Genomic DNA, 24457 nt, shown 5'->3' on the forward strand with positions numbered 1-24457 from the left:
GCACTAAATAACCCCCCGCGCGCCCGCCCCCTCGGGCCCCGCCCCCCCACCGCCCCCCCGGGCCCGCGTCACCGGTGCGAGGGGATCCCGCTCGTGGCACGCCTCAGGCGGGCAGCGCGTCTCCCGGAAAGCCGTGGCACGGGTGGACGTCGCAGCGCATCATTCCGGCGCGCACACAGGGGTCCCCGGCCATGATCTCCGTGGCTTCCTCGGCCGGGACAGTCATGATCGCGACGCCGGCCAGGGTGTCGGAGGCGACCGGACACAGGACCGCGATGACGCCCTCGGCGCGCAGTGACACCATGCGCCGCTGGTGCTCGAGCTCGACGGCGTCCGCACCCTCCATGGTCCGCTCCGGCCCCCACTGAAGCAGCGCCACGCTGTACGGCTTCGCGGTCTCGGCCAGAGCCCGGATCTGTTCGTCAGTCACGGTCGCGCTCACGGTGTCTCCTTCTGTCTCTGGATGTGCCGGACCGGCGGGGCGACGAGCCGAGCGGGCCCGGGTGACAGCCTTCCGTCGACTGTCCGTCATACACCCCTGAGCCCGACCGGGTTCGCCTCTCCCTGATATCTCACATCAGCTCGCTCCGGCTCTTCCCACGCCCGAGAACGGTCGACGGATGAAGTCCCACGCGGCCCGGGGGAGCGGAGACAGCTTGTACCCTGCACTCGTTCGACGGCCGGAGCGCGGGGGGTTCGATGAGTGACGTACAGCCGATGCGCAGCGGCAGACCGGGCCTGTCGATCGGGGTGCGCGTCATCGCCGTGGTGGTCCTCGTCGCGATCGGGGCCGTCGCCGCCTGGCTCCAGCGCGACGGTTCCGGCCGGAGTGCGCAGCCGCGTACGGAGTTCACCGCGAGCAACCCGCCGGCCGGCCTGCCCGCCGGGCTCACCACCGGCCAGCACCTCCGCTGGACCCGCTGCACCTCGCCGCCCGCCGCGCGCGCGGACTACGACTGCGCCACGATGAAGGCCCCGCTCGACTACCGGAAACCCGACGGCAGGACGATCGACGTCGCTCTGATCCGCCGCAAGGCCACCGGCCCGAACAACCGACGCATCGGCTCGCTCGTCCTCAACTTCGGCGGCCCAGGCGTCTCCGGCGTGAGCGGACTGCCCGAGCTCATCAACCAGTACGAGCACCTCCTCGACCGCTACGACCTGGTCTCCTTCGACCCGCGCGGAGTGGGCGCGACCATCCCCGTGCGCTGCGGGAAGACCGCGCACGACACCGGCTACGAAGGGGGAGACGCCTGCGCCGAGCACTCCGGGGCGTTCCTTCCGTACGTGGGCACCTCGCACACCGCACGCGACCTCGACCTGCTGCGCTACCTCCTCGGCGACCAGCGACTGCACTACTTCGGCGTCTCGTACGGCACCGCGCTCGGAGCGGACTACGCCCACCTGTACCCCTCGCACGTCGGACGGCTCGTCCTCGAAGCGCCCGTCGACCCGACCGAGGACTTCGACGAGAAGAAGCTGTCGCAGGTCAAGGCGGTCCAGGCGGCGTTCGACCGGTTCGCCGCGCACTGCGCGGGCCGCATCCGCCACTGCCCGACCGGAAGCGGACCCGAGGAGGCCGCGCGACGCATGGCGCGCCTGGCCGACCGCCTGGAGAAGAAGCCCGCCCCGGCCGGCGGCGGAAAGACTCTCGACGGCGACGACCTGGCGTACGCCGTCAGCGACCATCTCGACCGCGGCACGGACGGCTGGGCGCCGCTCGCGAAAGCACTCACCGCCCTGATCGACCACAACGACGGCCGTCCGCTGAACAAGGGCTCCGACACGATCGGCTCAGCCGACCGCGCCGCCACCGCGCCCGACAACAGCCGTGCCGCCCTGACCGCCATCACCTGCGCGGACTCCAGCCTGCGGCCCGACTTCGCACGCCTCGACAAGGACGAGGCACGCATCAAGGCCGCCTCACCCGTGTTCGGCGCGGCCTGGTCCACGGGCATCTACCTCTGCTACGACTGGCCGTTCGACGGCGAGCGCGCCACGCCCCAGGTGGACGCCGACGGCGCGGCGCCCGTACTCGTGGTCGGCGGCACCGGCGACCCCACCACTCCGTACCCCGGCGCCCGCCACATGGCCCGCGCCCTGGGCGAGGGGGTCGGCGTGCTCCTGACGGCCGAGGAAGAGGGCCACGGCAGCTACCCGCAGAACCGCTGCGTCATGAAGACCGTCGACCACTACCTCCGCACGGGCCGCACCCCGGCGGCGGGGACGGTGTGCCGGGGCAGCATGTCCTGAGGCCCGTCCCGGTCCGCCTCGGGCGGCTCATCTCGGCGGGTCCTCACCCGTGAGCCCGTCCACGGATTCACGGATCAGGTCCCACCAGCTCCTCGCTCTCGCCTCCCTGCGTGCCGTTCACCCAGAACGCGTAGTTGTTGGAACGCTGGCTGAGGAGCCGGGGCGTCGGCGACGAGATCACCGTCGCCACCAAGGTGGGAGCCCGCCCCAACCGGCCCACCACAGGCTTCAGCAAGGACGTCGAGGGCCTGTCCGCCAAGGTCGTCCGCGAGTCCGCCGAACGCAGCCGCGAACGCCTCGGCATCGAGAAGATCCACCTGCTGTACGCGCACATCATGGACGAGCACACCCCGCTGGAAGAGACCGTCCAGGGCTTCGCCGACGTGGTCGCGGACGGCGTGGCCGGGCTGCTCGGCGCGAGCAACCACTGGGCCTGGCGCGTCGAACGCGCTCGCGTCGTCGCCGCGGCGGCGGGCGTGCCCGGCTACGAGGTGCTCCAGCACCACCACAGCTACCTGCGCCAGCGCACCGATCTGCCGAGCCTGCGCTCGCCCGATGGCAACCAGGGCCTGGTCAGTGGTGACCTGCTGAGCTACCTGCGCGCCAACCCGGAGCTCACGCAGGTCTCGTACTCGCCGCTGATCGCGGGCGCCTACGTACGGGACGACAAGCCGCTCGGCCCGGGCTTCGAGCACGCGGGCACCCAGCCACGTCTGAAGGCGATCCGCGAAGTGGCGGCTCAGACCGGCGCCACCGTCAACCAGGTGGTGCTTTCCTGGCTGATGGGCGGCGCCATCCCGGTTCTCCCCCTCATCGGTGCCTCGTCGGTGGCCCAACTGGACGAGAACCTGGGCGCTGTCGACCTCGAACTGACCGCGCAGCAGCGGGCGAAGCTCGACTCCGTCAACTGACGACCGGGCCCTACGACCGGCGCGGGGGAGCGGCGAGGAAGTCCAGGACCAGCCGGCCGGAGAGGGTCCGGGCTTCCTCGAAGTAGGCGTGACGGGCGCCGGGGATCAGGTGGAGCCGGGCGTCGGGGATCCGGTCGGCCAGCAGCGGCGCGTTGGCCGTCGGGTTGAGCAGGTCGTCGGTTCCGTGCAGAACCAGCGTGGGCGCGCCGATGCTCGGCAGGAGGTCCCAGGCGTCGTGCCGGTTGCCGGCCGAGAGGTGGTGGCGCCGGGAGTGGGCGGGCATGTCGGGATCACCGAGTGTGTGGTGCGGACCCGGGTGCTCGGCGAGCCAGCGGGGTGTGTACATGAGTTCCAGCAGGGCTTGCCGCGCGGCTTCGGGCCGGGGCTGGGCGAGGGCCCGGCGGACGTCGTTGTCGCGTTCGACACTGTGCGGGCCGCCGGGTGAAGTGCAGCCGAGAATGAGGGAGTTGACCCGGTGCGGGTGGCGGGCGGCGAGTTGCTGGGCCACCCGGCCGCCCATCGACGTGCCGTAGACGTCGGCCCGGTCGATGCCGAGGTCGTCGAGGACGGCGACGACGTCCTGGGCGAACAGCTCGGTGCTGTGGGCGGTGTCGGGCTTGTCGCTGTCGCCGGTGCCGCGGTAGTCGAGCGTGAGGGTGCTGCGGACGGAGTGGAAGTCGGCGCGGACCGAGTTCCACCAGCGGTGGTTGTTGGCCTGGCCGGCCAGCAGGACGAGTGGCGCTCCGTCGCCCTGGACCTGGTATGCGATGCGGGTCCCGTCAGGGGTCGTGGTGTACGTCATCGTCGGTCCAGGGTGCCCGCGACGGAGTCGTCGTGCTGGACGTGGACGAACAGGCCGAACAGCGCGGCGGACAAGGCCGGAACGGCGGCAGCCCAGGCCGGAAGACGTGATCGGAGAGTCATCCCGGCATCGTTGCATGCCGCCGCCACGCCTGCCGCCCCGACCAGGTGCGATCGCTGTGGCAGGTAGGTCAGTGGTTGGGCAGGGAGCCGACCAGGCCGCCGTCGATCACGAGGTCCTGGCCGGTGATGTAGGAGGCGTCGGCCGAGGCGAGGAAGGCGACGGCGGCGGCGACATCGGCGGCGTGGCCGACGGTGCCGAGGGGGACCTGCGCGGCATTGCGGGCGTCGGCGTCGGGGTCGGTGTTGGCGCCGCGGTACATCTCGGTGTCGATGTAGCCGGGGCTGACGGAGTTGACACGGATGCCGCGTGGGGCCAGGTCGGAGCCGAGGGTGCGGGCCAGGTTGTGCACGGCGGCCTTGGTCGCCGAGTAGACGGAGGCCACGGGCAGGCCGCGGTGCAGCGTCCAGGAGGCGTTGAGGACGATCGCGCCGCCGTCCTTCAGCAGCGGCAATGCCTTTTGGACCGTGAAGAAGACGCCCTTGATGTTGACGTCGGTGGAGTGGTCGAAGTCGGCTTCGGTGATCTCGGCGCCGGGCTTGAAGACGCCGGTGCCCGCGTTGGCGAAGACCGCGTCCAGGCTGCCCCGCCAGGTCTCGACCCGCCGCATCAGCGCGTCCAGGTCGGCCAGTACGGCGACGTCCGCCCGGACGGTCAACACGCGTTCTGCGGCGTCGAGTTCGGCGGACGCCTTGTCGAGGCGGGCCTCGTCGCGTCCGGTGATGACGACGTAGGCGCCCTCGTCGAGCAGGCGTCGGGCGGTGGCCAGGCCCATGCCCGAGGTGCCGCCGGTGATCAGGACCGTGTGGTTCGTGAATCGCTTCATGCCGACGATCCTGCGCGGCCGGCCACAGCCCTGACAGTGCGGGACGAACCTGGGTCTGCCACCACCACCCTCACACTCCGGCCTACCCGACCACGGCAGCCTGCAGCAGGGCGTCCAGTCGCTCCTGTGTGCCCGAACCGTTCGTCGGGGTGTGCAGCATGAGGCGGTGTCCGGGCAGCTCCGGGAGGGTCAACGCGGTGTAGGTGAAGGAGAGTTCACCGGCATCCGGATGAAGGACGGTCTTGGCTCCACTGACGGCATCGCGGACGGTGTGCTCCGCCCAGAGCTCGGCGAACTCCGGGCTGACGGCGCACATGTCGGCGGCGATCCGGCCGAACTCCGGGTCGTCCGGGTAGCGGGCCGCGTCCGCCCGGAACTGCCCGACGATGGACTCGGCGGCGTCCCGCCAATGGCACAGCGACGACCGGTACCGGGCGCCGGTGAAGAAGGTGACCAGACAGTTGTGATCGTGCTCGCGGTAGCCGAAGACCAGCTCGGCGGCGCGGTTGACCGCGATCAGGTTCCAGTGCGGGTCGATGAGATACGCCGGACGCGGCAGCCAGGAGTCGATCACCTGGCGCAGCGCGTCGGATACGACACGGCCCGCCGCCGGAAGCGCCCGCGGCGGATTCAGCCCGGCCAGCAGATACAGGTGCTCGCGCTCGGTGCCGTCCAGGCGCAGCACCCGTGCGATGGAGTCCAGCACGTCCGCGGACACATTGATCTCGCGCCCTTGCTCCAGCCACGTGTACCAGGACACCCCGACCCCGGCGAGCACCGCGACCTCCTCGCGACGCAGCCCGGGGGTCCGGCGCGAGCGGACGTCACCGACAGCCAACCCGGCCTCGCCCGGCGAGACTCGGGCCCGCCGTGACCGCAGGAACTCCCGTATCTCGGCGGTACGTCGTGCCCGCGCCTCGGCGGAAAGCCGGCTGATCTCCATACGGGCATCCTAGGCACGTGCCTGCTCAGCCGGTGAAACCGATGCTCTGTCGCCAGCTGAGCTCGTCGGTCCCCGCACCGCCGGGCGACCGGAAGACGACCCGGTATCCGGTCAACGAGAAGCGCGTCGTCCGCCACGCGTCCATGCCCTCGGTGGTGTCGGTCTCCCACTCATCGAGGTCGCCGCTGCTGACACCGGCGATCACCACCTCGGCCGGCTCTCCCGCGTGGCAGCCGGAGCTGTACCCGGCGACGAGTGCGACGGTGTCCCCGTACGCGCTCAGCTCGGCACCGCAGTCGGAATCCCCGCGCGGGTAGAGGAGTTTGGGCGCGGACCAGGGGCCGCCCTTGGTGCGCTGGTGGCGCTCGTACAGCCCCTTGTCCGTGAACCGCGCCGACACACGGCGCCCGTCCTCCAGCTCGATCAACCCGTTCCAGCCGATCCGCTTCGCCGTGGAGGTCTGACCGGGCCACTCGGCACACACCGTCCACACCCCCGCCAGCACCATCGCCAGCGCACCCGTCGCCACGACACGCGACCGACGCATGGTGACACCTCGCCCTCTTCCGTCACATCAGTGTGGGGAAACACGCCGCTGGCCGTCGGCCCGGTTCCTGGCTCAGAGGTCGTAGCAGGCGTAGGCGCCCCCGGCGTCGCGGGCGATCCGGTCCGAGCCCCAGCAGTGGAGCATCGGCGCGACCCGGTACAGGGCGGCGCCACCGGCAACGAGGGCAAGGGCGGCGAGTACGGCGGTCACGATCCGCATGACGGCCATCCGCCGCACGAGCCACCAGGCCCCGGCGATCGCAAGCGTCCCCAGGCCGAGCATGACCACCGAGATCGGCGCGGTGTTGTTCTGGATGCCAGGGAAGCGGTCCGGGTGCGTGACCTGTTGGACGGCGGCGAAGGCGAAGAAGAAGAGCAGCAGCCCCAGCAGCAACATTCCGACGGAGCCGGCCCCGCGAGCGACCGCTCGGCCCCGGCTCCGCGGACTTCCCGACGTCCCGGCGGTATCCGCGCGCACGAGACGCCGGTCCAGGACGGCCCGGAGCCGGTCCAGCTCCTCTGGGGCCGCCACGGCCCGTTTGGGAAGGACGGCGAGGCCGACGGAGGAACGGTCGGCGCTGAGAAGCACGAACAGCTCCGGCGTCTCGACGTAGCGCGCGTACAGGTGCCAGCTGTGGCTGGTCGAGCTGTGCGCGGTGGCGAGCCGGATTCCCGTGTCGTCGACCGTCCCGCGGATGTCGCCCTGTCGCTCCGCGAGTTGGTGGAGGCGGCGCGCCTGCAACCACGGCATCGCCGTGGCGAAGGCGACGAAGCCCACCACGCCTGCGTACAGCGGCCACGGGGTGTCCCGGTGGCCGGAGCCGGCCGCCGACAGCAGAACACCGACGGCCGTGACCGCCACCGTCCAGATCAGTGCCCGGCGCTGAACACGCCCCGCCCTCGTGATGCGGGCGCGAGCCCGCAGCGCGGACGTCAGTTCGCTGATGGTCGGACGGTAGGCCAGCTCCACCGGTCTCTCGGCGACCGCGTCCGCTTCCCGGCCCTCGGCCATGTCCCCTCCCCGGTTCGGTGATCAACCGGATCGTAGAGGTCCCCTTGAAGATCCGAGCTCGCGGGAGGCGAGGCGGCTCAGCGGTGTTCGGGGTTCTCGAAGTCGAAGCGGCAACCGGCGTCCCACTCGGAGCGCTGGTTGCCGTGCGCCGGGATGCCGCCTGCGTCCTTGAGCATGCGGGCCAGGTGGAGCTGGTTCCAGGTCATGAAGGTGGTGTTGCGGTTGGTGAAGTCGTTCTCCGGCCCGCCGGAGCCGGGGTCGAGGTAGGACGGGCCGGGACCGGCCGGGCCGACCCAGCCCGCGTCGGCCTGCGGCGGGATCACGTACCCGAGGTGCTGGAGGCTGTAGAGGACGTTCATCGCGCAGTGCTTGGCGCCGTCCTCGTTGCCGGTGATCAAGCAGCCGCCCACGCGCCCGTAATACGCGTACTGGCCGCGGTCGTTGAGGATCGACGAGCAGGCGTACAGGCGCTCGATCACCCTCTTCATGACCGAGGAGTTGTCGCCCAGCCACACGGGTCCGGCCAACGTGAGGATGTCGGCGGCCATCACCTTCTCGTAGACGGCGGGCCACTCGTCGGTTTCCCACCCGTGCTCGGTCATGTCGGGCCACACGCCGGTCGCGTGGTCGAGGTCCACCGCCCGCAGCACCTCGACCTCGACGCCCTGCCGCTCCATGATGCCGGTGCTGATGTCGATCAGCCCCTGAGTGTGGCTGCGCTCCGGCGACCGCTTGAGCGTGCAATTGATCACCAGAGCGCGGAGATCACGGTAGGACGTGGCGGTGTCGTTCATCGATGCGTCCCCTCGCGGGCGAGTGAGTGGTCCGGTGGCGGAGCACTCCCGGGCTGCCGATGCCACGACAGCTCCGGGTCGGTTCCGCCGACAATCCCACCCACTCTCTCGCCTCACGGAGCGAAGGGGCGGAGCGCCGCACGTGAGGTGGAGAAGCAGGGCTCTTGATCACTCAGGTGGCCCCGCCCCGGCGGCGCGGGGGAGTCCTGTCGGCCGGTCCAGGGGCTGAAGGGTTCTCCTCGACACCACTGAGATCCGTGGCCCCTGCCTCGGCTCCGTGCTCAGAGCTCGCCGCGCCGTGCGAGCTGCCTCAGCGCGTTCTCACGGATGATCTCGTCCTCGTCGTCACGCAACCCCTCAAGAACTTCCCGGACCTGCCTGCCGGGAAGGGCGCCGAGAGCCCAGATCGCCTTCACGGCGAGTGCCCGGTTCTCGTCCCAGTCCAGGCGCTCGGGAACCCAGTGGGTCGCCAGGATCAGCGTCGGCAAGGTCTCGGGGGAGCGGAGCCTGGCCAGCGTGGACACGATGTCCTCGTGCTCCCTGTGCCATTCGGCGGGGAACAGCTCGGTCAGAGGCTCCAGGAAGTCATCGGGCGGGGCGCCGGCGGCGGCCTTGATGATCAATGCCATCTCGACGTCGTCGGCGTCCCGGCGCTCCATGGCGTCCCGGAGCAGCCGGAGCGCCAAGGCCCCGCCGTCGGTCTCGCCGAAGTGGGCGAGCACTTCGTCGATCGTGCGCGTCGGAGGCGAGCCCGGTGCGAATACGAGGCCCATCACCAGGTCCTGCTCCTCGGGGGACATCGCCTGACCGCCTCCTGTGCGTCCTGTGGTGGGCATCTGAGCGTGCAAGCCGGGCAGGACCGGGACCCGGGGCCGCACGATCACGAAGGGGTCGACCGGCTCGCGCCGATGGCGGTCTCGATGTGTGCGAGCTGGGCGGCGAGGATCTCCTCGAACGCGGCGCGGCGGTCTGCCCCGAGCGGGCGGACGTCACGGGCGAAGTGGGCCAGGGTGGGGAAGCGTTCGGGGTCGGCGCCGAGTACCGCGACGCGGAACAGTTCCATGCCCTGCTCGTGCTCTTCCGCAGTGATGGTGCTGACTCCGGCTTCGGAGGCGATCAGCGCGGAGATGAGGACAGCGAGCCGGTGGTAGTGCGCCGGGATCTCCTCGTCGGGCAGCCCGGCCACGCGCAGGGCCTGCAACACCTCTTCCATGACCATGCGGGAGCCGGCGCCGCCTGACGCGTATCGCCCCCAGATCGCGGCGAGTTGGGGCTGCTGACCGAAGGCCTCTCTCACGCGAAGAGCCAGGGCGGTGAGTCGCTGCCGCCAGTCACCCTGGGCGCGGTAGCCGTCCATGGAGGCCAGGAGGATCCGGTCGGCGACCGCGCGCAGCAGTTCGGTCTTGCTGCGGAAGTGCCGGTAGAGACTGGAGGAATCGGTCCCCAGGGTCGCGGCGAGCTTGCGCACGCTGAACGACTCCGCGTCGCTCGTGCGCAGCAACTCCGCTGCCGCGTCCAGGATCTCCTCCGTCGCCCAACGCCTTCGACCTGCCATTTCGCCCCTCTCGTCAGGCCCAACTCTAGCCTATGCACTTGGTGTTGCACGCGGTGCGTGCATAATGAGGACGTGGGCAGGGCGAGCACGCCGGCAGCACGTGGGCCGACATGCCACGCGTGCCCAGCCGCCCGAACCCGGGCGACCGGAACGGAGCTCACCTCGAGCCATGCGAAAGGAAGCCTGTCGTGAGGAACTCACTGGACTTGGCGGCGCTGGACGCGGCCATCGAGAACGTCCACCGCGCCGGGATGCCGGGCCTGTTCGCCGAGGTACGGGGCGGCGACCAGGTCTGGCGTGGCGCCGCGGGCGTCGCGGATGTCGCCACCGGCCGCCCCGTGACCGCCGGCATGCGCCACCGAGTCGGCAGCATCACCAAGACCTTCGTCTCCGCCGCGATCCTGCACCTGGCCGAGGCCGGCCGGATCGGGCTCGACACACCGATCGGCCGGTACCTCCCCGAGCTGGTCCCCGGGGAGCGCGGTGACGCGATCACGGTCGAAATGCTGATCAACCACACGAGCGGCCTCGCCGAGTACCTCCCGTACGCCTACCCCTCCCTCAAGGCGCTCCCCGCCGTCGCCGACACCAGCCCCCAGAGCCTGGACGACCTCCGCTTCACGCACTTCGACCCCCTCGAACTGATCGAGATGGGGGTCACCGCACCCGCCGTCGGCACCCCCGGCGGTGCTCCGGGGGTGTACTCGAACACCAACTACCTGCTCCTCGGCCAGCTCCTGGAACAGGTGACCGGCACCGCGGCCGAGCAGTACATCACCCGGAACGTCATCGAGCGCGCCGGGCTCCGGGACACCGGGTTCCCCGCCGGACCGTACGTCGGCGAGCCTCACTCGCAGCTCTACGAGGCGTGGTTCGGCATGATCGACCCACTGCGCGACTACAGCGTCTACGACATGTCCTGGACGGCCCCGGCGGCCTCGCTGATCTCGACCGTCGCGGACCTCAACCGCTTCTACCGCCTGCTGCTGGCCGGCGAGATCGTCAGCCCGGCGTCACTGGCGCGGATGCAGCGCACCGGCCCGGTCATCTCCCACGCGGGCACGATGATCGAGTACGGACTCGGCCTCTACCCGATGAAGGAGCCGGGGCAGCCCACGTTCTGGGGCAACGGCGGCTCGGTCTGGGGCGGCGGTGCGCTGGCCATGATCCGGGTCGACGGTGAGCGGCAGATGGCCGTCGCGGTGAACATGCAGCGGTGGAACAGACTCGACTCCTCCGGAAACCCCCAGCCCCACCCCATCGACGCCGCCCTTGAGGCTCTGTACCGCGTGGCGATGTACGGCTGACCGGCCCGCCACCCGACACCGCAAGCCGAGTGAGGCGGCGCGGCCCTGGTCGAGCTCTGAGAGCTCGTTCCTCGTCCGACCTCCGGGGGTGAACGGTCATTCAGCCGTCGCCGCGCCGAGGTACGGAGCGAAATGCTCGGCGACCTCCGCCGCCACCGCCACCGCGTCGAGTGTTCCGTCGACTTCGATGACGCGAATGCCGAGGCGGCGGGCGTTCTGTACGGCGTCCTCGGCGACCAGCCGGTCACGGGCCACGCGGTTGGCCTGGGCGCGGGCCGGGTCCGCGACAGGGGCGTTGAGCGTTCCCGCGCGGGGGAGGGTCCGGAGCTGGTGCCGGCGGAAGTCCTCGGTGGGGACCAGGACGAGCATGCGCCGGGGCGAGTCGAGCAGCGGCGCGACCAGCTCCGGCCGTAGCCCCCATCCCTCAGCGATCGCCGGCCGGCCGGTGAACAGTGCGCGCAGGTCGTCCAGCGCCCATTCGAAGCGGACCGGGAAGCCGGCGAGTGTCTCGGCAGCCATCGCCTCTGGGCTCTGGCCCGTCCAGACCTCGTCGGGGGTGGGATCCTCCACGGGCTCGCCCAGAGCGATTCGACGCGCGATCCGGCGGTCCTGGTGTCCACGGGCGTCGTGGTAGTCGTAGTGATACACCGTCAACCCATGGTGCCTCGCGACGATTTCGGCGACGGTGGTCTTGCCCGACCACTGGGCGCCGCCGATCCACAACGCGCGGCGAAGGCTGCCATGTGGATCCCACACGTCTGGCATGAGTGTCCTCCCGTTGGAGAGCGGCACAGACCCTCCGCTCGGGAACGAGTGTCCTGGTCCGACGGCAAAAATTGCAGTCTTGTCTTCGCTGGGCGGTTGGCAGAGAGTGGGAAGGGAGGGGGACCGGTCCGGCGTCATGCGTGGAAGCCTGTGCCCATGGATACCTTCGCGGACCGAATCGACGGCGGCTGGGAGTGGTGGGAGGCCGCCATCGAGGAAGCGCAGGAAGGGCGCTGGGTCCGTGACGACGTGGAACGGCAGATCATCCGGGACATCGGCGCCGCCACCAACGCCCTCTCGGGTGGCCGGACGGCCCCGTTCACCGACGACCCCTGGCACGTACGCATCGGGAGAATCGCGAACTGGGCCGGTGTGCTGCGACTCGCCGCCCGGGCAGGCGGATGGGTGCTTGAACCAGTCGCCGGGCGCCGCCCACCGCACCCTGCGGGCATGGCCGAGTTGCTGTCCGGCATCTACTCGGTCGCCGAGCAGGGAGAGATATGGATGCGGCAGCTTCTGAAGGGCCAGCTGCCGCCGGAAGGCGAGATCGCGAAGGCTGAGGGGTTCCTCACCGGGCCGGGGTCCGTCGAAGACCTCGAGCTCTTCTTCTACGACTGAAAGGCCGCGTCGCCGAGGCCGCCGTTGCCTTCGCCGGGGTCCACCGTCACAGCCGCGCCATCTCGACCACCAGACGGTGGGCCCGGGCCGTGTCCCACGTGAGTGCGGCCGCGCGGATGGCCTCGACGCCGGGTGGTACGTCGAGACCGAGGTCCTCGGCGAAGACGGTCCGGCAGCGCTCGATCACTCCCAGAGCGCCGGGTACGTCACCCTGGGCGCAGTACGACGCGGCGAGCAGTTGCCACAGGCGCTGCCGGTGCGGGGCTCCGGCCAGCACCGTCTCGATGCGGTACGGGAGCATCTCGGTGCGCTGAGTCAGCAGACACGCGGCGAAGTAGTTCTGGCAGGCCTCGAGGCGCGTGTTGTTGAGGCCCAGGGTGTGTGCGTGGAACCACCGTGTCGCGGGCAGCCGCTGACCGAACGGGCCGCGCCAGAGGGCGAGGGCCTCGCCGAGGACGCCGACCGCACGCTGGTGCTGTCCCGCCGCGAGCAGCTCACGCCCCTGCCGGGCGAGCCGCAGGAAGCGGGACAGGTCGATCTCGTCCGCGTCGACGCGGAGGGCGTACCCGGTCTCCGCGCCTCGGCTGGTGGTGAGGCGCTTGCTCAGGCCCGGCTGCGCGGAGTCCAGAGTGCGGCGCAGTCCGGTGAGGTGGCTTCTGAGGTTGGCCACCGCGGAGCTCGGCGGGGCGGGCCACAACAGCTCCACCAACTCGTCCATGCCCACGAACTGCCCCCGGCGCAGCAGGAGTGCGGTGAGCAGCGCCCGCCGGGCGCTGGACTGCATCTCGGTCGCGCCGGCGATCCTCACCGGCCCCAGCAGTCTGAAGAGCATCTGGTCCTTGCCTCCCGTGAACTGCGCCATGCCTCGGTCGACACCGAATATCGCAGGTGGCCGCGGTGCCGAGGGGCCAGGAAGGGTGGCCAGATCTGGTCAACCGGGCGGAACATGCTGCCTGTTGATGTCCTGTCACGCCTGTCACAGGGACGCCACGGGTCGGTCACCGGGCAAGGTGACGGCTTCCACCTCGCAGATCGCGACTTCTAGGCTCCAGGCATCATTCGCCGGCCGGACTCATCCCCGCCCATCCCCCACGGAGCGACGCTTGCCCGCGCATCACATGGCCGTCCTCGGCATCACGGCGGTGGAGGAGGAGGTCTACCGGCTGCTGCTGCGCAGCCCCGGAGCCGAGCTCTCCGAGGTGCACGTTCTGTCGAGGCAGGAACCGATCGTGCTGGACGCGGCCGTGCGCCGGCTGCGGGAACTGCACGTCCTTCGCGAGGACGGCGGCAAGGTGTGGCCGCACACCCCTGACGTGGTCGTGAACCGGCTGGCCCAGCAACGGCTGGAGGAGCTCTACCACGCCATTCGCACGCTCTCGGACCTGCGTCCCATCGTGGACTCGCTGACGCTCGAGTCGTCCGAGCGGAGCCCGGACGCCGAACACGCCCCGGTGGAGCGGCTGATCGGCTTGCCCGCCATCCGTGAACGCCTGGACGAACTGGCCTTCTTCGCACGCTCGGAGATTCTGGCCTGCGAGCCGTACGACGCGCTGACCCCGGAGAACATCGAGAGTGCGCGCCCGCTCGATCTGCGCTGCCTGCGCCGCGGCGTCGTCGTGCGCAACCTGGTCCGCGCGTCCGCGGTCGCGGACGACATGTGCACGGTCAGCAAGGACGAGACCGGCGCGCGCCAGGTCGGCACGGCCCTGCGTACGTATCGCCGCTACATATCGGAGCTGATCCGGATCCTCGGCGCGGAGAATCGTGCCCACGCGGCGCTGCTGGCCCGTGAACGGGGCTGGATCTGACATCCACGGGCAGGGCCCGTGCGGGCCGTCCGCCGAAGGGCACACGGACCCTGCTCCTGATGTGATCGGGGAAGAGGCGCGGCACATGCGACGGTCCGGGCACCGTGCTCGGCGCCCGGACCGCTCGACCCGCCCGCGTGGGGCCCTCCCGCCGCGAGATCAGGACTTCGGCTTCTCCTGCCAGCCGTTGGCCGGCCCGCAGGCAGGGTCCTTGGGGTCGAAGCAGGGCTTCGACACCACGGTGCCGTCGCCGCTCGCGGACGCGAAGTCGACGGCCACGGCGGCGCACGCCCCCGTCGCCGTCAGCACAGTCAGCACCGCCGCCGTGAACCCCCGGCCGAGCCTGCTGGTGACGGTACGCATCATGGGCCTTCCCTCCCGGCGCCGTGCGGCGCCGCGTTCTCGAGAGCCGTCCGGGGCCTGATCCCCGGGCGCCCCCGAAGCATCGCAGCGATCCTTCCCCTCCCACAGAGCTCCCGTTGGCAGCCTCCTGACGTTCTCCGTGCACGATCCTGCCAACAGGAGGACGGTCACCAGTCCTTCATCGCCTCCGTGGGGGACTTGCGCGCCGCCCTGCGCGCCGGGACCACCGAGCCCGTCGCCACCACCAGCACCGTCAGACCGAGCACCAGGCACAGAGCATCCGCGGAGGGCAGCACGAGCCAGCCACTGACATACGGTGCGAGATCCGCCCTGCCTCGCAGCAGAGCGGCGGTGCCACCGCCGAGGACCGCGCCGAGTGCCGTGCCGAGAAGCGCGGCCACGGCACCGACCACAGCCATCTCGGTGACGAGCATCGTCAGGACCGCGCGGGTGCGGAAACCGACCGCTTTGAGGACGCCGATCTCCTGGGCGCGCTGCCGCGACAGCGCACCGGTCACGGTCACGGCGCCGACGAAGGCGAGGACGCCTAGCACTCCGAGCAGCACGCGGCCGACGACTCCGACCATGTCGAGGACGGCGGGCAGTGCGTCGAGCTGCTGCTGGATCGTGACGGCGGGGTAGCCCAGTTCCTGCACCGACTTCGTCACGCGCGGCACGTCCGACGCCGTCTCGGCGACCACGGTCAGCTGGTCGTAGCCGATGGTGGAGAGGTAGCGGTCCTCGGGTTCGCCGGCGCGACGTGCCGCCCACGCGATCACGGTGGTGTCGGCGGCGTAGGCGGCATCGGGGTTGTCCAACTGCCATGTCGGGTCGTACACACCGACGAGCCGAGCACGGTCGCGCACCCCCTTCCCCTCGCCCTGGCGCACGAAGCGCGTGGTCTCGATGTCGAGGTCTTCGCCGACGTGTCCGCTCAGGTCCACGCCCTGGGACTTGGCGGGCGCGACGATCTCGCCGGGGCGCAGCGGGAACACGTGCTCGCGGACGGACTTCACGACCGGCGGGTGGAGCGCGGGACGGTAGGTCGTCGCGTACAGCAGAACGGTGTCGCCCGCTTCGGTCAGCACACCGAACGAGGCCTGGGCGCGGGGCTGGACGGAGGCGACGCGCGGCAGTTTCGCCAGCCGGGCCGCGGTGCGGTCCGTCAGCTGCCGGGCGTCGGGGCGCTCGTCCGGCCGGTCGACGGTGATGCTGCGGTTGGCGCTGCTCTCCCGGACGCCCGCGTCGGCGGCGCCCTGCGCCCGGTCGGCGATGCCCAGCGCGCCCAGACAGACGGCGGCGGCGACCGTGACCAGGGCCACGAGGCCGAACAGGCGGCGGCGCAGGGCGTGGACGTTGGCGAGGGCCATCCCGAAGGTATTCACTTCGCGCGCTCCGTCTCCGTACGGCCGGCCGGGGCGAACGTGCCCCGTTCGAGCAGATGCACCCGGTCCGCGGCCTCCGCGACGGCCGGGTTGTGGGTCACGAGGAGCACCGCGCGGCCTTCGTCGGCCAGCTCGCGGAAGAGACCGAGGAGGAGTTCCTCGCTGTCGGTGTCGAGGTTTCCGGTCGGCTCGTCGGCCAGGATCACGGGCGGGTCGTTGATCAGTGCCCGGGCGAGCGCGACCCGCTGCTGCTCGCCGCCCGACAGTTCGCTCGGCAGATGGTGGGCCCGGTCGGCGAGCCCCACGCGGGCCAGCAGATCACGGGCGCGCCGCTCGCCGTCCGCGAGGCGGCCGCGGAACGGCAGGGCCACATTGCGCAGGGCCGAGTGCTGGGGCAGCAGGTTGTACGACTGGAAGACGAACCCGAGCCGGCTGCGCCGCAGATCGGCCAGGGCACGGTCCGACATGCCCGTCGTGTCGACGGGCCCGGCGCCGCCCGGGCCGGCCGCGCCGTCGACGACCACGCGGCCGCGGTCCGGTGGCGTCAGCAGCCCGAGGATGTGCAACAGGGTGGTCTTGCCGGATCCCGAGTGACCGACCAGAGCGGTCACCTTCCCTCCTTCCACGGCGAGATCGGCATCCCGCAGGACGTCGACCCTCCGGCCGCGCAGGGAGTAGGACTTGCTGACACCTTCGGCCCGCAGCAGCACGCTCACGAAGCTCTCGCTCACTTTCCGTTCCTCGTGGTCCCGTCGGGCAACCAGCCCATGGCGCCGTCCAGTTCATGGTCGAGCGCCCACACGCCCCAGGTGGTCTTCAGGTCACAGGCCTTGTCGCCGGCTCCGACCTGGTACAGGTCCGGCAGACCGGGGCATCCCCGGTGCGCGGTGACGGCCCGCGCGAGAGCCGTGCGCAGCGGTGTGTCCAGGGCACCGCCGAGCAGGACGTGGGCTCGGACGACCAGGGTGTAGTCGTAGAGGGAAGCGAACGGGGCCGGATCGCGCGCCCACCGTCGCAGGGACTCGGCGGTGATCCAGGACGGGACCAGGTCGCGGCGGTCGCTGTCGGCGAGTCCCACGGTGAGTGTGGCCGCGGCGAGCACCGCGTCCGCGGAGTTCGGACGCCAGGCGGGGACCACCGGATCGACGGTCTCCGCTCCTGCGTCGGCGCAGGTCAGGACCGTCCGCTGCCAGGCGGTGGCGTTCTGCGGTGTCACGGTCGTGGGCACCACGTTCGGATCCGCGCACAGCCGTCGAACGGTGTCGCCCGGGGCGCTGTCCTCGGTGACGGCGCGCAGAGCGGCCCGGTCCAGTCGCTCGGCGGCCTCGGGGCTCGCGGTGCCGGACTTCTCCTCGCGGTCCATGGCCCGCAGCAGGCCGGGGTCCCGGCGCGGGAAGCCGGCCAGTGCGCGCAGCCGTTGGACGAAGAGAGAGGCTTCCGGATCGCCGATGAAAGCGTCGGGCTCGCGGACGGTTCCGTCGTCCAGCCGCGCGCCGTCGAGCCGATCGAGGACCGGGGCGAAGGCGGACCGCGGTGTCCCGGCCGCCTTCAGCACGTGGACGAGCTGGTAGAGCTGCTCGTAGGGGAGTATCGCCGCGCCGTCCCGAAGCACCGGTTCCCAGACCGTGCGATCGACGACCGCGGGCTTGCCCGCCGCCTCCCGGATCAGTACGTAGCTGTAGGTGTCGGCGAGCCGTGTCGCCCGCGCGTCGGGGGACAGGTCCGCGAAGTCGCCGGTGCGCGGGGCCGTGACCTGGGCGAGGGCGGTGGGGACGGGCTGCTTGAGCAGCCGGAGCGAGCCGGCCAGGGCGCTGCTCTGGTCGAGAGCGTGCGGCCTCTCGGCCACCGAGCCGAGCCAGGCGACGGTGGCGGCCCGGTCCGCGGACGGGAGGTCGTCCAGCTGCCCGAGTGCGTCGAGCACACCGAGAGCGGCCCAGGTGGATCCGAGGCGCGCCGCCTCGTCGTCGTCGCCGAGCGCGGAGTCGACATACCAACCGCCCTTGGCGCGGGTCTCGTTGACGTCAGTGGCGTCACGCCGTCCCAGCGCCCGGTCGGCGCCGGCCTGCCAGAGAGGGATCAGCCAGTCCCGGCCCCAGAGCGACGAGGTCTCCAGCGCTCCCTGACGCCACGATCTGACCTCGGCGGCATTCATGCGGACCCGGGGTGCATGGCCGAGTTCGGACAGGGTCCGCAGGGCGAAGGACTGGGCTTGGGGTCCGGCAGGCTGCTGCCGCAGGAACGGGTGGTAGTAGTACCCGTTCTCTTTGCTGACCAGGCGGTCGAACTGTCGTGCGGCGGCAGAGTCGCGGGCGCCGGACCGCTCGGACGCGGACCCGCCGCACGAGGTCGTGAGGAGGGCGCACATGACCACGCCCATCAGGATGGACATGCGCTTCGTTCCGTCTTTTCCGTGTTTTGCTGCGCCGAATTTCATCGAAGGTCCCCCGTGCGCTGTTTCCCTTTTCAGGGGAGATGGAGTTTCAGGGAATATCAAGGTCGCAAAAAGGTGCCGCACCGTCGGGCCCTGACGGTGCGGCACTTTCATGTACTCAAGTCAGACGCCTGGGTCCGCCGGGGCGAACACGGGTCACGCGGCTCCCGCGTAAGCGCACTTCTCGCTGACCTTGATCCGGCTGGTCACCTTGGCCGAGCCGCAGCTCTTCGTCGACACGTAGATCGTGGCCTTGCTCGGCGTCATCTTGCCGTAGGTGTCGGCGATCCGTGCGGTGTGGTTCTTCCACCGCACCACGCCCAGGGACTTGCTCTTCATCGTGAGCGTGGCCTCGGGGTTCTTGGAGATCTTGACGGAGACGCGGAAGCCGTGCGCCTTGAGCTCGGCGCGGTTCTGGATCCAGGCCGCCTGCTTCGGGTGCGACCCGGACATCTTCGTGGAGGCCTTCCAGGAGCAGGACTTCACGTAGGTGTTGCAGTGCCAGGAGTTGACGGTGATCTTGTTTCCGCCCGGGAGGCCCACCTGCGTGGACGCCGAGGTGGCGTGCGCGGGCGAACCCGCCAGCACGAGGGCGCCGGCCGCGAAGGCGGCGGCAGCCCCGGACATCAGGCGCGTGCGTATGCCGTTGTTCATTTCGATTGTCTCCCCGTGAGATATCGAGAGCGGTCACCCGGTCGGGAAACCGTGTGCGGTGCCCACCTGAATTCCTCGGTCGGTGTGCGCCGCTTTTTCTACCGGCTCTCGATATCTCCGTGCAGCTTTGCGAGGCGAATACCGGAACGTGACGCGCGTCACACGGAAAGGGTGGAACCGGTCTCTGGGGGAGGGAGTCCAATTCGGCCGCGCCGAGAGGGTGGGCAGCGGCGGACTCTCTGAGTGCGGGCCCTGGCCGCCCGGCCGTCGTCGACGGATCGACCTGCGGCGATGCGGTTCTCAACGGTAGGCCGGAGACTGAACTGAGGGATTGCTCCGCGGGCTGAGGGCTGACGCCGGCGAGGTCACGGGGGGCGTTCTCCGCATACGTCGGGGTGGACTCCGGCGTCCGAGGTAAAGGCGCCAAGTCCCCCGATCGCGCGGATCGGGGGACCGTGCCGAGTCAGACGGCTTGCCGGGCGGGCGTGGGCCCTGTTCCGGCCGCGAGTGCCAACTTCCGTCTTACGCGGCCGCGTTGAGTTCGGCCTTGCCGAACAGCAGGGCGTAGCCGGAGGGGAGTTGGTGCAGGATGCGCGTCATGAGGTGGGGGCCGGCGTGGGCGGCGACGGCGGCGAAGACGGAGCCGGTGTCCCAGCGGGTGGTGGCCAGGGAGGTGCCGGAGCGGGCGGCGAGGTCCTTGACGAAGGCCCAGCCGGTCAGCGGCTGGAGGTCGGGGATCTGCGAGGTCAGGACGCGTGCGGCCTCCAGGGGCAGGCAGGCGGCCAGGTCGACACGTTCGTCGCCGGTCAGTTGACGGCCCAACCCCGAAAGGACCAGGCGGACGACCTCGTCCGCTCTCTCGCGGGTGGGGTAGGCCCCTTCGTAGCGGACCCTTTCCAGCATCTGCTGATACGCCGCCCCGAACGGCTGCTGCTGCTCAACCGGAACGCGCGCGTCGGTGATCACTGCGGTGCATGCCTTTCGTCAAGCCAGGGTTGGACGGTGCCGACGCGCGGCACCGGTGGTCAGGTGGGTTGGGGGCGGCCGAAGAGCAGGTCGTAGCCTGCGGGGAGCTGGAGCAGGATCTCCTTGAGAAGGTCATCCGCGGCGGTGTCGGCGACCGTGGAGAGCACGGCACTGACGTCCCGGGTCGCGGTCTGCTCGGTGGCGCCCTCGATCCACGCCGCGATCGCTCGCACGAACCGCTCCGGCGAGAGCGGTTCGGCGCTCTGCAGCGGGTTGAGCAGGATCAGGGCGAATTCCTCCGGCAGGCGAGCCGCGAGCCGGGCGCGGACTTCGCCGACCAGGTGCGCTCCCAGGAGGGCGAGCACCACGCGGGCCGCGCGTTCGGCTTCCTCTCGAGTGCCGTACCGGCCACGTTCCTTGACGTGGTCGAGGAAGGCTTCGTGTCGCAGGGTCATCTCGGCCGCCACCCCTTGTTGCTCTTCGAACTGCCCGCGGGGTGCGGAGGGCGGGATGGAGGGGGAGACCAGGTGTCCGTCCTCCGCACCTGTCCGGCCGGTGTCAGCCGGAGATCTCCTTGTGGCCGGTCCCGACGCCGATGGAGATCTTGCGGGGCTTGGCGCGCTCGGCGATCGGGATGCGCAGGGTGAGCACGCCCGCGTCGTAGTCGGCCTTGATGTGCTCGGTGTCGAGCGTGTCGGCGAGCACGATCTGGCGGGAGAAGGCTCCCAGCGGCCGCTCGGACAGTTCCATCTGCACGTCGTCGGTCTTCGCCATCGGTCGGCGCTCGGCCTTGACCGTCAGCATGTTCCGCTCGACGTCGATGTCGATCGCGTCCGCGGTGACGCCGGGGAGATCGAAGGCCACCACGTACTCGTCGCCCTCGCGGTAGGCGTCCATCGGCATCGCCGACGGCCTCGACCAGGTCCCCGGACCCATCAGCTGCTGCGTCAGCCGGTCCAGCTCACGGAAGGGGTCAGTGCGCATCAACATCGTGAAAACACCTCCAGCAGGTTCAGGCAGTTGCTGCCAATGCGCCTCACTGACACCGTTGTAACATGTCATCCAATGGATGACAAACATGATGTCGTCAGTTCGATGACAAGCGCCAGGGAGGCGTCCGTGACCCCTGCCGACCAGCCGTCCACGAACGGCACCGACGCCCCAGGCCCGGCGTCGTTCCTCGCCGCCGCGACAGCCCTCAACGCCATCGACGACGCCTTGCGCGAAGCCCAGCAGGATGCCCCGGACGCCTCCGACGCCGGGCCGGGCCCGGAGCAGGCACTGGCCTCGTTGCTGCTGCTGCGGCAGGTACGCGAACGGCTCGCTGGATGGGAGACCTGCCTGATCGAAACGGCCCGTGACGCGGGCGCCAGCTGGGCAGACCTCGCCCCGCCCCTCGGCGTCGCCAGCCGACAGGCAGCCGAGCGCCGCTACCTGCGCGGCCGCCCCGGCCCGGCCGGGACCACGGGCGAACAGCGCGTGACGGCCACCCGCCAGGCCCGTGCCGCCGACCGCACCGCGGCGGCCCGGGCCCGCCACAATGCCGCCGACCTGCGCCGGCTCGCCGGACAGATCACGGCGCTCACCGACCTGCCTGCCGCTGCCCGCCGCCCGCTCGGCGAGCTCCACGCGGCCCTCGCCCACGACGATGCCGCCGACCTCATCGCACCCTTGGTCGCCACCCGCCCCCACCTGGCCGCCGCCCATCCCGATCTCGCCGCCCGGCTCGACACCCTCACGGCCCCGTAGACACGAGAAGACGATCCAGTCGCCCCCCGGGGCGACTCCGGGCCTGTTGTCAGGCTCCCGTCCGCCCTGCCGGCGCCTCGCGCCGCACCTCCGCCACGGGCACCCTCACGAGCCCGGCGTCGCGTCGTGGACTCCCGCCGTTGAACGCCAGGTTCAGGCAGAAGGCCAGCAGCGTCGCACTCGTCACCGGTGATCCGAGGACGATGCCGACGCCCTCGGGGAAGCGTGAGTACAGGTCCGGTGCCACTTCCGGTGCCATGCCGAAGCCGATCGACACCGCGACGATCAGCAGGTTGTGCGTGCCGTCGAAGTCGACCTTGCGGAGCGTGTCGATACCGACCGCGGCGACCGTCGCGAACATCACGAGCCCCGCCGCGCCGACCACCGGCTGCGGCAACCCGGCGACCAGCGCCCCGAGTTTGGGAACCAGGCCGAGGACCACGAGGATGCCGCCCGCGATCGTCGCGACGTGCCGGCTGCGCACCTTCGTCATCGTCACCAGGCCCACGTTCTGCGCGAACACCGTGTCGAGGAAGGCGTTCATGACGCCTCCCAGCACCCCGGAGAGCCCGTCCGCGGCCAGCCCGCGTGCCATGTCGGCGGTGGACAGCCGCTTCCCGGTCAGCTCCGCGACCGCGATCAGATCGGCCGTCGACTCGGCGAAGAGGACCAGCATCACCACACACATCGACAGCACGGCGACCGCGGGGAACTCCGGGGCGCCGAAGTGGAACGGGGCGCTGACCCCGATCCAGTCCGCCGTCCGTGCCGCGGAGAAGTCCACCAGGCCCAGCGGGACGGCGACCGCCGTCCCCGCCAGCAGGCCCAGCAGCACGCCGGTTTGAGCGAGAAATCCTCGCCCGAACCGCGCCACCAGGAGGATCACGACGACGACGAACGCGGCCAGCGCGAGCCGTGAAGGCGCCGCGTGATCGGCGGCCTTCGGGTCGTTCCCGACGACCAGGTTCACGCCCACGCCGATCAGGGCAAGCCCCACCACCGTGATCACCACGCCACTCACCAGCGGCGGGAAGAAGCGGACCGCCTTCGCGAACGGATAGGAGATCAGCAGCCCGAACACTCCGGCCGCGAGCATCGACCCGTACACGGCCTGAAGGCCGTACTCCCCGGCGATCAGAATCATCGGCGTCACCGCGGTGAACGCGGCCCCCGCCATCACCGGCATCCGCACCCCGAGGAAGCGGCCGACACCGGCACCCTGGATCATCGTGACGACGCCCGCGACGAGCAGATCGGCGTTGATCAGGACGGCGATCGTCGCGGCATCGAGCCCGGCCGCCGCACCGAACACCAGCGGCACGGTCACACACCCCGTGTACATCACCAGCACGTGCTGGAGCCCCAGCACCGCGAGCCGCCCGAGACCGGACGGCTGTCCGCCCTTCGCGGGAATCGTCACGTCAATCACCTACCTATCGCGCGAAGTTGGCAGCGATGCGCTGCTGGATGTAGTCGGCCGCCGTGATCGGCGGGTACCGGCCCTCCGGACCCTCGATCACCACGTCACGGTCGGCCTGGGCGAAGAACGCGATGCTGTGGCGGGCCGACCGGTCGTCGTCAGGCCCCGGTGACCTGACCCGGTGGAAGTTCGACGGGAGCCGGTCGTCGCTCCACCGCATCAGCATGTCCCCGATGTTGCAGGTGATCACGGAGTCCGCCGGCTCGACAGCCGTCCACTCCTGCGCCTCGGCCTCCTTGCCCGGGCACACCTGCAGCCCGCCCTGCCCGTCCCGCTGGAACAGCAGCGTCAGGCAGTCGAAGTCGGTGTGCGCCCCGGCCCGCCACACGTTCGCCGGGATCACGGCATCCTCGGGCACGGCGAAGTAGTGCAGCATCCGCAGCGTCGACTGGTACTGCGGGCTCGCCGGGTCGTGGGCGCGCGCGAAGAACCCCTCGGGCAGCCCCAGCCTGTCCGCGAAGCAGGACAGCACCCGCATCGCCAGGTCCCGGCAGCGACCCTCGAACGCCAGCATCCGCTCCCGGAACCCGGGCAGCACGTCGTCCGGCCACAGCCCCTCCATGTGCGGACGGGTCAGCTGGTACGACTCCTTCTGGTCGGGCGTCCCGATCGAGGGACGCACCTGGGTCATCGACTCCCAGCCGGAGTTGAGCCCCTTCTTCAGACCGTGCCGCGCCTTGGTCTCCTCCGGCAAGGCGAAGAAGGCCTCGGCATCGGCGAACGCGGCGTCCACGGCGCCGGGTTCGATGCCGTGGTCGACCAGCTGGAAGAAGCCGATGTCGGTCGCGGCGGCCCACAGTTCCTCGGTGATCTCCGCCTTCCGGCGCTCGAAGTCGCTGAGGTCGATGCGGCGGATCTCCCGGGCGGACGTCTCCGTCCCGGCCCCGCCCATGCGGGTCTCCTTGGCCAACTCGTCCAGTGTGTACGTGGTGTTCGTCATCGCGGCTGTCGCTCCTCTGACACGGAGTTGCTACGGGATGCAGTCACCGCCCCTGCGATCCCCAGCGCGGGCACTCAGATGCGCGCGTGCACGGTCACGGCGGGCCCCGTCGTGGGCCCGGCGCCGTGGGCTGGTGGGGGGGCCCGGGGGGGGGGCCCCCCCGCGGGGGGCCGGCAGCCCCGGGTGTGTTTAAGGGGGGGGGGGGGCTGTTTAGCCACCCGAAAACAAG

At 70.8% G+C, this 24457-nt stretch carries 28 protein-coding genes; 6 read left to right on the forward strand and 22 right to left on the reverse strand.

Annotated elements, in window-relative coordinates:
- Positions 1-103: 103 nt before the first annotated feature.
- Positions 104-442, reverse strand: a complete 339-nt coding sequence (locus ACFW9D_RS15860) for a hypothetical protein (RefSeq protein ID WP_384622301.1) — start codon at positions 440-442, stop codon at positions 104-106.
- A 257-nt stretch (positions 443-699) separates the two neighbouring features.
- On the opposite strand from ACFW9D_RS15860, the gene ACFW9D_RS15865 reads away from it, so the two are divergent.
- The gene (locus tag ACFW9D_RS15865) at positions 700-2253 is read left to right on the forward strand and encodes an alpha/beta hydrolase (protein WP_384622304.1); all 1554 of its coding nucleotides are present in this window, start codon (positions 700-702) and stop codon (positions 2251-2253) included.
- A 134-nt stretch (positions 2254-2387) separates the two neighbouring features.
- Positions 2388-3164 (forward strand): aldo/keto reductase, encoded by a 777-nt coding sequence (locus ACFW9D_RS15870; RefSeq protein ID WP_384622307.1) that lies wholly within the window; start codon positions 2388-2390, stop codon positions 3162-3164.
- 10 nt (positions 3165-3174) lie between these two features.
- Here ACFW9D_RS15870 and ACFW9D_RS15875 read toward each other — a convergent pair whose 3' ends face one another.
- The 9 genes from ACFW9D_RS15875 to ACFW9D_RS15915 form a co-directional block, all read right to left on the reverse strand.
- Positions 3175-3966 (reverse strand): alpha/beta fold hydrolase, encoded by a 792-nt coding sequence (locus ACFW9D_RS15875; RefSeq protein ID WP_384622310.1) that lies wholly within the window; start codon positions 3964-3966, stop codon positions 3175-3177.
- Positions 3963-4088, reverse strand: a complete 126-nt coding sequence (locus tag ACFW9D_RS15880; RefSeq protein ID WP_384622313.1) for a hypothetical protein — start codon at positions 4086-4088, stop codon at positions 3963-3965. Before ACFW9D_RS15880 ends, ACFW9D_RS15875 begins: the two co-directional genes overlap by 4 nt.
- Before the next feature lie 68 nt (positions 4089-4156).
- A complete protein-coding gene (locus ACFW9D_RS15885; RefSeq protein WP_384622316.1) occupies positions 4157-4912 on the reverse strand; it encodes an SDR family oxidoreductase in 756 nt (251 codons plus the stop codon).
- An 82-nt stretch (positions 4913-4994) separates the two neighbouring features.
- Positions 4995-5855, reverse strand: a complete 861-nt coding sequence (locus ACFW9D_RS15890) for a helix-turn-helix transcriptional regulator (protein WP_384622319.1) — start codon at positions 5853-5855, stop codon at positions 4995-4997.
- 25 nt (positions 5856-5880) lie between these two features.
- Complete coding sequence (locus ACFW9D_RS15895; RefSeq protein WP_384622320.1) at positions 5881-6402, reverse strand: hypothetical protein; 522 nt, start codon at positions 6400-6402, stop codon at positions 5881-5883.
- Positions 6403-6474: 72 nt separating this feature from the next.
- Positions 6475-7413, reverse strand: coding sequence for a YcxB family protein (locus tag ACFW9D_RS15900; protein ID WP_384622323.1), 939 nt, complete (start codon positions 7411-7413; stop codon positions 6475-6477).
- Between the two features lie 77 nt (positions 7414-7490).
- Complete coding sequence (locus ACFW9D_RS15905) at positions 7491-8207, reverse strand: flavodoxin family protein (RefSeq protein ID WP_384622326.1); 717 nt, start codon at positions 8205-8207, stop codon at positions 7491-7493.
- Positions 8208-8488: 281 nt separating this feature from the next.
- Entirely contained in the window at positions 8489-9007 is a 519-nt protein-coding gene (locus tag ACFW9D_RS15910; RefSeq protein WP_384622329.1) for a HEAT repeat domain-containing protein, read from the reverse strand.
- 80 nt (positions 9008-9087) lie between these two features.
- The gene (locus ACFW9D_RS15915) at positions 9088-9762 is read right to left on the reverse strand and encodes a TetR/AcrR family transcriptional regulator (protein WP_384622332.1); all 675 of its coding nucleotides are present in this window, start codon (positions 9760-9762) and stop codon (positions 9088-9090) included.
- A gap of 188 nt (positions 9763-9950) precedes the next feature.
- Between ACFW9D_RS15915 and ACFW9D_RS15920 the strand changes: the two genes are divergently transcribed.
- Complete coding sequence (locus ACFW9D_RS15920) at positions 9951-11069, forward strand: serine hydrolase domain-containing protein (protein ID WP_384622335.1); 1119 nt, start codon at positions 9951-9953, stop codon at positions 11067-11069.
- Between the two features lie 96 nt (positions 11070-11165).
- On the opposite strand, the gene ACFW9D_RS15925 is transcribed toward ACFW9D_RS15920, so the two are convergent.
- Complete coding sequence (locus tag ACFW9D_RS15925) at positions 11166-11834, reverse strand: hypothetical protein (RefSeq protein WP_384622337.1); 669 nt, start codon at positions 11832-11834, stop codon at positions 11166-11168.
- 156 nt (positions 11835-11990) lie between these two features.
- On the opposite strand from ACFW9D_RS15925, the gene ACFW9D_RS15930 reads away from it, so the two are divergent.
- Complete coding sequence (locus ACFW9D_RS15930; RefSeq protein ID WP_384622339.1) at positions 11991-12452, forward strand: hypothetical protein; 462 nt, start codon at positions 11991-11993, stop codon at positions 12450-12452.
- Between the two features lie 46 nt (positions 12453-12498).
- On the opposite strand, the gene ACFW9D_RS15935 is transcribed toward ACFW9D_RS15930, so the two are convergent.
- Complete coding sequence (locus tag ACFW9D_RS15935; RefSeq protein WP_384622342.1) at positions 12499-13314, reverse strand: BTAD domain-containing putative transcriptional regulator; 816 nt, start codon at positions 13312-13314, stop codon at positions 12499-12501.
- Between the two features lie 241 nt (positions 13315-13555).
- On the opposite strand from ACFW9D_RS15935, the gene ACFW9D_RS15940 reads away from it, so the two are divergent.
- The gene (locus tag ACFW9D_RS15940) at positions 13556-14260 is read left to right on the forward strand and encodes a hypothetical protein (protein ID WP_384622345.1); all 705 of its coding nucleotides are present in this window, start codon (positions 13556-13558) and stop codon (positions 14258-14260) included.
- 159 nt (positions 14261-14419) lie between these two features.
- On the opposite strand, the gene ACFW9D_RS15945 is transcribed toward ACFW9D_RS15940, so the two are convergent.
- The 8 genes from ACFW9D_RS15945 to ACFW9D_RS15980 form a co-directional block, all read right to left on the reverse strand.
- Positions 14420-14626, reverse strand: a complete 207-nt coding sequence (locus ACFW9D_RS15945; RefSeq protein WP_384622348.1) for a hypothetical protein — start codon at positions 14624-14626, stop codon at positions 14420-14422.
- 164 nt (positions 14627-14790) lie between these two features.
- The gene (locus ACFW9D_RS15950) at positions 14791-16008 is read right to left on the reverse strand and encodes an ABC transporter permease (RefSeq protein WP_384622350.1); all 1218 of its coding nucleotides are present in this window, start codon (positions 16006-16008) and stop codon (positions 14791-14793) included.
- Complete coding sequence (locus ACFW9D_RS15955; RefSeq protein WP_384622353.1) at positions 16005-16739, reverse strand: ABC transporter ATP-binding protein; 735 nt, start codon at positions 16737-16739, stop codon at positions 16005-16007. Before ACFW9D_RS15955 ends, ACFW9D_RS15950 begins: the two co-directional genes overlap by 4 nt.
- A complete protein-coding gene (locus ACFW9D_RS15960) occupies positions 16736-18397 on the reverse strand; it encodes a hypothetical protein (RefSeq protein WP_384622356.1) in 1662 nt (553 codons plus the stop codon). Before ACFW9D_RS15960 ends, ACFW9D_RS15955 begins: the two co-directional genes overlap by 4 nt.
- A gap of 198 nt (positions 18398-18595) precedes the next feature.
- The gene (locus ACFW9D_RS15965) at positions 18596-19093 is read right to left on the reverse strand and encodes a hypothetical protein (RefSeq protein WP_384622359.1); all 498 of its coding nucleotides are present in this window, start codon (positions 19091-19093) and stop codon (positions 18596-18598) included.
- 522 nt (positions 19094-19615) lie between these two features.
- Positions 19616-20059: a DUF2267 domain-containing protein gene (locus ACFW9D_RS15970; protein ID WP_384622362.1), complete on the reverse strand. Its 444-nt coding sequence runs from the start codon at positions 20057-20059 to the stop codon at positions 19616-19618.
- 59 nt (positions 20060-20118) lie between these two features.
- On the reverse strand, positions 20119-20514 hold the full coding sequence (locus ACFW9D_RS15975; RefSeq protein WP_384622365.1) for a DUF2267 domain-containing protein: 396 nt from the start codon (positions 20512-20514) through the stop codon (positions 20119-20121).
- A gap of 103 nt (positions 20515-20617) precedes the next feature.
- The gene (locus ACFW9D_RS15980; RefSeq protein WP_384622367.1) at positions 20618-21049 is read right to left on the reverse strand and encodes an Hsp20/alpha crystallin family protein; all 432 of its coding nucleotides are present in this window, start codon (positions 21047-21049) and stop codon (positions 20618-20620) included.
- A gap of 129 nt (positions 21050-21178) precedes the next feature.
- Here ACFW9D_RS15980 and ACFW9D_RS15985 point away from each other — a divergent pair, with 129 nt between their 5' ends.
- Positions 21179-21808 (forward strand): type III effector protein, encoded by a 630-nt coding sequence (locus ACFW9D_RS15985; RefSeq protein ID WP_384622369.1) that lies wholly within the window; start codon positions 21179-21181, stop codon positions 21806-21808.
- Positions 21809-21857: 49 nt separating this feature from the next.
- Here the strand turns inward: ACFW9D_RS15985 and ACFW9D_RS15990 are convergent, their stop codons facing one another.
- A complete protein-coding gene (locus ACFW9D_RS15990) occupies positions 21858-23237 on the reverse strand; it encodes a nucleobase:cation symporter-2 family protein (protein WP_384622371.1) in 1380 nt (459 codons plus the stop codon).
- Between the two features lie 4 nt (positions 23238-23241).
- On the reverse strand, positions 23242-24228 hold the full coding sequence (locus tag ACFW9D_RS15995; protein ID WP_384622373.1) for an isopenicillin N synthase family dioxygenase: 987 nt from the start codon (positions 24226-24228) through the stop codon (positions 23242-23244).
- Positions 24229-24457: the final 229 nt, after the last annotated feature.

The organism is Streptomyces sp. NPDC059524 (assembly GCF_042749255.1).
In the GTDB taxonomy this organism is placed as follows: domain Bacteria; phylum Actinomycetota; class Actinomycetes; order Streptomycetales; family Streptomycetaceae; genus Streptomyces; species Streptomyces xanthii.

Bases quoted from the DNA above. Each gene is read 5' to 3' on its own strand.
- ACFW9D_RS15995 (WP_384622373.1), bottom strand. From the start codon at position 24,228: ATGACGAACACCACGTACACACTGGACGAGTTGGCCAAGGAGACCCGC.
- ACFW9D_RS15910 (WP_384622329.1), bottom strand. From the start codon at position 9,007: ATGTCCCCCGAGGAGCAGGACCTGGTGATGGGCCTCGTATTCGCACCG.
- ACFW9D_RS15965 (WP_384622359.1), bottom strand. From the start codon at position 19,093: ATGAACAACGGCATACGCACGCGCCTGATGTCCGGGGCTGCCGCCGCC.
- ACFW9D_RS15875 (WP_384622310.1), bottom strand. From the start codon at position 3,966: ATGACGTACACCACGACCCCTGACGGGACCCGCATCGCATACCAGGTC.
- ACFW9D_RS15980 (WP_384622367.1), bottom strand. From the start codon at position 21,049: ATGTTGATGCGCACTGACCCCTTCCGTGAGCTGGACCGGCTGACGCAG.
- ACFW9D_RS15925 (WP_384622337.1), bottom strand. From the start codon at position 11,834: ATGCCAGACGTGTGGGATCCACATGGCAGCCTTCGCCGCGCGTTGTGG.
- ACFW9D_RS15900 (WP_384622323.1), bottom strand. From the start codon at position 7,413: ATGGCCGAGGGCCGGGAAGCGGACGCGGTCGCCGAGAGACCGGTGGAG.
- ACFW9D_RS15975 (WP_384622365.1), bottom strand. From the start codon at position 20,514: ATGACCCTGCGACACGAAGCCTTCCTCGACCACGTCAAGGAACGTGGC.
- ACFW9D_RS15880 (WP_384622313.1), bottom strand. From the start codon at position 4,088: ATGACTCTCCGATCACGTCTTCCGGCCTGGGCTGCCGCCGTTCCGGCC.
- ACFW9D_RS15905 (WP_384622326.1), bottom strand. From the start codon at position 8,207: ATGAACGACACCGCCACGTCCTACCGTGATCTCCGCGCTCTGGTGATC.
- ACFW9D_RS15935 (WP_384622342.1), bottom strand. From the start codon at position 13,314: ATGGCGCAGTTCACGGGAGGCAAGGACCAGATGCTCTTCAGACTGCTG.
- ACFW9D_RS15960 (WP_384622356.1), bottom strand. From the start codon at position 18,397: ATGTCCATCCTGATGGGCGTGGTCATGTGCGCCCTCCTCACGACCTCG.
- ACFW9D_RS15865 (WP_384622304.1), top strand. From the start codon at position 700: ATGAGTGACGTACAGCCGATGCGCAGCGGCAGACCGGGCCTGTCGATC.
- ACFW9D_RS15895 (WP_384622320.1), bottom strand. From the start codon at position 6,402: ATGCGTCGGTCGCGTGTCGTGGCGACGGGTGCGCTGGCGATGGTGCTG.
- ACFW9D_RS15945 (WP_384622348.1), bottom strand. From the start codon at position 14,626: ATGATGCGTACCGTCACCAGCAGGCTCGGCCGGGGGTTCACGGCGGCG.
- ACFW9D_RS15890 (WP_384622319.1), bottom strand. From the start codon at position 5,855: ATGGAGATCAGCCGGCTTTCCGCCGAGGCGCGGGCACGACGTACCGCC.
- ACFW9D_RS15930 (WP_384622339.1), top strand. From the start codon at position 11,991: ATGGATACCTTCGCGGACCGAATCGACGGCGGCTGGGAGTGGTGGGAG.
- ACFW9D_RS15885 (WP_384622316.1), bottom strand. From the start codon at position 4,912: ATGAAGCGATTCACGAACCACACGGTCCTGATCACCGGCGGCACCTCG.
- ACFW9D_RS15915 (WP_384622332.1), bottom strand. From the start codon at position 9,762: ATGGCAGGTCGAAGGCGTTGGGCGACGGAGGAGATCCTGGACGCGGCA.